This is a genomic window from Erythrobacter donghaensis, from assembly GCF_001557325.1.
GTDB lineage: Bacteria > Pseudomonadota > Alphaproteobacteria > Sphingomonadales > Sphingomonadaceae > Erythrobacter > Erythrobacter donghaensis_B.
Genome location: NZ_LSJS01000181.1, coordinates 1 through 5,002 on the forward strand (window position 1 = coordinate 1; position 5,002 = coordinate 5,002).

Here is a 5,002-nt window from a genome sequence, read left to right on the forward strand (position 1 = left end):
CTCTTCGGCAGCCCGGCCTCGGCGGCGACCTCGATGGTGGTGATGCCCTTCGCCAACGAGACCGGCGACCCGGACAAGAAGTTCTTCTCCGACGGTCTCGCGCGCGAATTGCGCACCGTCCTGTCGCGCAATCCGCGCCTCAAGGTTGCCGCCCCCACCTCCTCCACCGCGATCGCGGGCGAGGATGACTTCGCGATCGGCCGCAAGCTCGGGGTCGGCAGCATCCTGCGCGGCAGCGTCCAGCGCGACAATGCGCGCCTGAGGGTCACTGCCGAGCTGGTCGAGATCGAGGGCGGTCTGGTGCGCTGGGCGGAAACCTATGACCGCGCGCTCGAGGATGTGTTCTCGCTGCAAACCGAAATTGCCGAGACCGTCGCGCTCTCGCTGGTGGCCGAGGTCGCGAGCGCAGCCGAGGCCAAACGGGCCGCAGCAGCGCAGGGCGAGATCGGCGGGACGCAGTCGGTTGCCGCCTACGAGGCGTTCCTGCGCGGCCTGGCGCTCTACGACGTCTCGGCCGGAGAGGAGACCGACCGCGCCGCGCTCGCCCAGTTCGAACAGGCGGTCGCCGAGGACCCGGCCTATGCCGCGGCTCACGCCTGGCGCTCGACGATGCTCGCCGCGCTCGCCAACGCGGTCGCGAGCGATCAGGCGCAATCGCGCCAGCTGTTCGATGCCGCCGTGGTCGCGGCCGAGCGCGCGATCGCGCTGGAGAAGCGGCTTGCGCGGGGGCACCTCGCGCTCGGCTTCGCGCTCGCCAACGGGCGGCTCGACCGTGCCGGAGCGACGCCGCACTACCGCGCGGCCGAAGAGCTGGCGGCGGGCGATGCCGATGTGCTGCGGGCCGCGGCGAGCTTTCATGCCTATGGCGCCGATATCGCGCGGGCCCAGCGGATGATCGACAAGGTCCTGGAGCTCGATCCGTTGAACGCCCGCGCGTTCCGATCGGCGAGCTTTGTCGCTCTGTTCGCACGCGATTACCCCGCCGTGGTGCGCCGGATGGAGCGCGGGCTGGCGCTCAACCCCAGCCTTGCCAGCGCGCAGTTCGGGATCGCGGTGGCGCGGCTGATGCAGGGCGATGCGGCGGGCGCGCTCAAGGCGGCCGAGGCCGAGGCGGGCGAGGTCTTCGCGCTCACCGCGGGTGCGGCGGCCAGGTTCAAGCTGGGCGATGCCGCAGGCGCCGATGCCGCCTTCGCCAGGCTCAGGGGCGATTATCCCGACAGCCACTATCAGCAGGCCGAGGTCGAGGCGCAGCGCGGGAACATCCAGGCGGCGATGGCTCTGCTCGATACGGCCTATGCTGCGCGCGATCCCGGCCTCCTGTGGCTGCGCAACGATCCGCTGCTTGATCCGCTGCGCGGGGAGGCGCGGTTCAAGGATTTGCTTTCGCGCCTCGGGTCATGATAGCCCTTTTCCCGCCGCCCGATCGGGGGCGGCTTGAGGGGGATGATACCATGAACAAGATCGTGACGTTCGCAGGCCTTGCTGGCGCGGCGCTGGCTTTGTCGTCGTGCGGCAAGCAGGACGAGGCGGCCCCGGCGGCCGAGCCCACCGCCAAGGAGGAAATGATGGCGCCTGCCGAGACGCCGGTTGCCGAGGCGACCGACGCGATGGCCGACGAAGCGGCGATGGCGGCCGAGGGTCAGGATGGCACCGCCAACCCGATCGGCCCGGGCCAGGCCGCCCCGGAAGCGCCTGCCGAGTAGATCGACGCGAGTTCCGGCCCCGCGCGGGGGAGGACGCCACCCGGCGGCCTCGTCGGCGCGGGGTTTCCGCCTGCCCGTCAGCGCGCCGAGTTTGCCGATGCGGCGGGGCGGCGGAAGCCCGGCAGGTTCTGCGCCAGCCAGTCCTGCACCGCCGGGTGGCCGATGCGGATATAGCGGCTCGGCACGCCGGTGGTGCTGCATTTCTCCCCGCTGCTGACCACCCCGATCAGCGTCGGCACGCCGCGCTGGTCCTCGTAGGTCACGAGCGGCCCGCCGCTGTCGCCGGTGCAGGCCTGTTCGCGCTGCGCTCCCATCGCGCACAGCACCGAATCCTTGCGCCAGTCGCGATAGGCGGTGCGCTTGGTGCAGGCGGCGGCATCCTCCAGCTCGAGCTTGACGCCCTGGAGGATCCGGGCCGGGGTCGGGTCATCGAGCGACTGCCGTCCCCAGCCGAAGGCGAACACCGGCGCACGGGGGCGCACCGGCCGCTGGGTCAGCGAGCGCGTGTCGACCGCGATCCGCCGCGCGCCGAAAGCGAAATCGCCCCTCGTGCCGCGCGCAGGATCGTACTGCACCAGCGCGATGTCGAACTGGTAGGTCCTGGGCGAGAAGTTCGGGTGCCGGATCACCCTCAGGATCGGGTAGCTGTTGCCCTCGGGCGCCTCGGGCCGGATCACGCCAAGCCGGATGCGATAATCCTGCTCCTCGATCCGGTAGCCCTGGTCATAGGTGCAATGCGCGGCGGTGATGATCCAGCCGGTCGCGACCACCGACCCGCCGCAGGCGGTGCGAAAGCCGACCCTCTGCCGGCCGAGCACCGGCGGGCGCCACAGCAAGGCCTGGAACGGGGCGAGATCGACCCGGTTGACGGTGAAGCCGCCGATCGCCCGCAGCACGAGGATGCAGGTCTTGTCGCGGTAGGTGACGCCTTCCCAGACCACCTCGTTCGGGGCGCACTGCCGGATCGCCCGCCGGCGCGCCGCGCGGGTGCGCTCCTCGGCTTCGCGGCGCGCGGCCTCGGCGACGTCCGCCTCGGTCAGCAGCGGCGGCATGATGCCCTCGGCGGGCGGGAGCGGCGCTGCGGGGTGGTTGGCGTTGACCAGCCACTGGCAGGCCGCGTCGCGCCCGGCGTCGCACAGCGCGAGGTAGAGGGTGGTGGCCCGATCGATGTCCCGCGCGAGCCAGTTGCCGACCGCCAGCTGATCGGCGAGCAGTTCGCACGCCGCCTGCTCGGCGGCATCGCAGCCGCGCGTCAGCAGCGCCTCGGCCCGCCCGGTGGCCGCACCGCGATCGGGCTCGGCATCGCCATAGAGGAGCAACTCGCCCGCCGGATGGCACGCGCCGGGCGTGCCCGCCTCGCAAGCCGCGATCACCAGCGCTGCGCCGCGCGCCGCATCGCGCAAGGCGGTGTCGGTGCGCGCGAGGATCAGGCCGTGGCCCAGGCAAGCGGCCTGATCGCCGGCCGTGCAGCGCGCCGCCAGCGCCGGCTCGTCGCGGACGTGCTCCAGCCCCGTGCAACGCGTCGCGTCGCGCGCGCAGGCCTGCTCGAACCGCAAGAGCGCCGCAGCCCGCGCCACCGGGCCTTGGCCGAGCGCGGCATTGCCGAGCAGCGTGCAGGCCGCCGCATCTCCCGCCTCGCAGCCGAGTGCGGCGAAGGCGTTGGCGGCCTGCGCGCTGCCTGGCGCGTCCAGCCCGCGCCAATAGGCCTGTGCGCGCGAACAGGCCTGCGTGTCCCCGTTGCGGCACAATCCGCCCAGCAGGGCGATCCCCTCGCCGCGATCACGCGCGCTGCGGGTCTCGCCGATCAGCCTCTCGCCGAGCGCCCGGCAGGCCGGGATCCCGCCGCTGTCGCAGGCCGCGCGGTAGCGCCTCTCGATCGCGGCGGGCGTTGCGCCCGAGCCATCCGCGCAGGCGGCCGCAAGGCCGAGCGTGCAGGCGCGCGCGAACAGCGCCGGCTGCTCGGCGCGGCGGGCCGGATCGCCATGCGTGCCGAGCAGATCGCCCAGCACCGCGCAGGCGCGCGCATCGGCCGCCGCGCAAGCCTTGCGCAGGATCACTTCGGCCACGGGTCGGTTGCGATCCACCACATCGCCCCAGCGATAGGCGACCCCGAGGTCGGTGCAGGCCTCCACCACTCCCGCCTTGCAGGCAGCCTCGGCGGCGGGCGGATCGTAATCGGCCTCGGCGATTTCGGGGCCGAACCGGTCGATGAAGCGCGCGCGCCCCTCTCTGCCGGGATCGGCGGGGTAGGGCGCTTCGGCTTCGGGAGCGGCGGACGGGCCGCCCTCCCCCTCGTCCTGCGCGGCGAGCCGGGGCGTGCCGAGCACCAGCGCGACCATGATCGCAAGCCGGATCATCACCTTGCCGCGCACCATCGCGATTTCCCCCGCGCAACCCGGCCGGAATTATGCGCTGTCGGCCTGCCTGCGTCAAACCGCGCCGCGGCAAGCGCTTCGCGCTTGTAAGCGGGCGGGGGGTGCGATTAAGCACGCGTGCAAGGCTCGCCGCCGTCCGGCACGGGCCCGGGGAGCAACAGGGGGCCCGCGCCAGTGCCGAAGACAGCCAGCCTGCCCGCGCCGATCCGTGACAGCTGGCGGCCGCATCTGGCGCTCGGGGTCACCGGCCACCGCGCCACCAACCCTGCTTATTCCGCCCACGCCGCCGCGATCGCCGCCGCGCTCGAGGCGCTGTTTGCGCGGATCGACGCGATCTGCGCCGGGCTGCCGGGGGAGCGCGGGCCGGTGCGGCTGCACAGCCTGCTGGTCGACGGCACGGATCAGGTCGCTGGCGAGCTTGCCCTTGCGCGGGGCTGGGATCTTGCCGTGCCGCTGCCCTTCGGCGCCGCGCTCAACTGCGCGATCAATGCGCACCCCGAAACGCTCGCGGATGTCGACGCGCTGCTCGCCGGGCGGCCCGCAGGCAATGCCGCGGTCGAGGCGAAGGCCGCTGCGATCCGCAGCATCACCGCGCGCGCACGGATGTTCGAACTGGCCGACCGCGATGCCGAGATCGAGACGCTGTGGCGTCGGAGCCTCGCCGATCCCGAAGACCGCGCCGCCGCGCGCGCCTTCGAGACGCTGACCTCGGACCAGGTCGCGCTTGCCGGGCGGGTGATGATCGAGCACACCGACCTCGTGGTCGCGGTGTGGGACGGCAAGGTCGCCAACCTCCCCGGGGGCACCGGCCACACCGTCGCTCAGGCGCTGAAACTCGGCGCGCCGGTGCTGCTGATCGATCCCGCGCTTCCCGATACGTGGCGGATCCTCGGGCGGCCCGAGGATCCGCCACGTATCGGGAAG

3 protein-coding genes and 1 pseudogene are annotated in these 5,002 nt (G+C 72.9%); 3 read left to right on the forward strand and 1 reads right to left on the reverse strand.

Features of this window, described 5'->3' with window-relative positions; translation table 11 throughout:
* Nucleotides 1-1,401, forward strand: a 1,401-nt coding sequence (locus AX692_RS20135) for a hypothetical protein (RefSeq protein ID WP_073977669.1), incomplete at its 5' end; no start/stop codon positions are given.
* Between the two features lie 50 nt (nucleotides 1,402-1,451).
* Nucleotides 1,452-1,703: a hypothetical protein gene (locus AX692_RS19665; RefSeq protein WP_073975084.1), complete on the forward strand. Its 252-nt coding sequence runs from the start codon at nucleotides 1,452-1,454 to the stop codon at nucleotides 1,701-1,703.
* A 77-nt stretch (nucleotides 1,704-1,780) separates the two neighbouring features.
* Here AX692_RS19665 and AX692_RS10855 read toward each other — a convergent pair whose 3' ends face one another.
* The gene (locus AX692_RS10855; protein WP_073977185.1) at nucleotides 1,781-4,078 is read right to left on the reverse strand and encodes a trypsin-like serine protease; all 2,298 of its coding nucleotides are present in this window, start codon (nucleotides 4,076-4,078) and stop codon (nucleotides 1,781-1,783) included.
* Nucleotides 4,079-4,252: 174 nt separating this feature from the next.
* Here AX692_RS10855 and AX692_RS10860 point away from each other — a divergent pair.
* Nucleotides 4,253-5,002 (forward strand): annotated as a pseudogene (locus AX692_RS10860) (hypothetical protein); the annotation flags it as partial.

Bases quoted from the DNA above. Each gene is read 5' to 3' on its own strand.
- AX692_RS19665 (WP_073975084.1), top strand. From the start codon at position 1,452: ATGAACAAGATCGTGACGTTCGCAGGCCTTGCTGGCGCGGCGCTGGCT.
- AX692_RS10855 (WP_073977185.1), bottom strand. From the start codon at position 4,078: ATGGTGCGCGGCAAGGTGATGATCCGGCTTGCGATCATGGTCGCGCTG.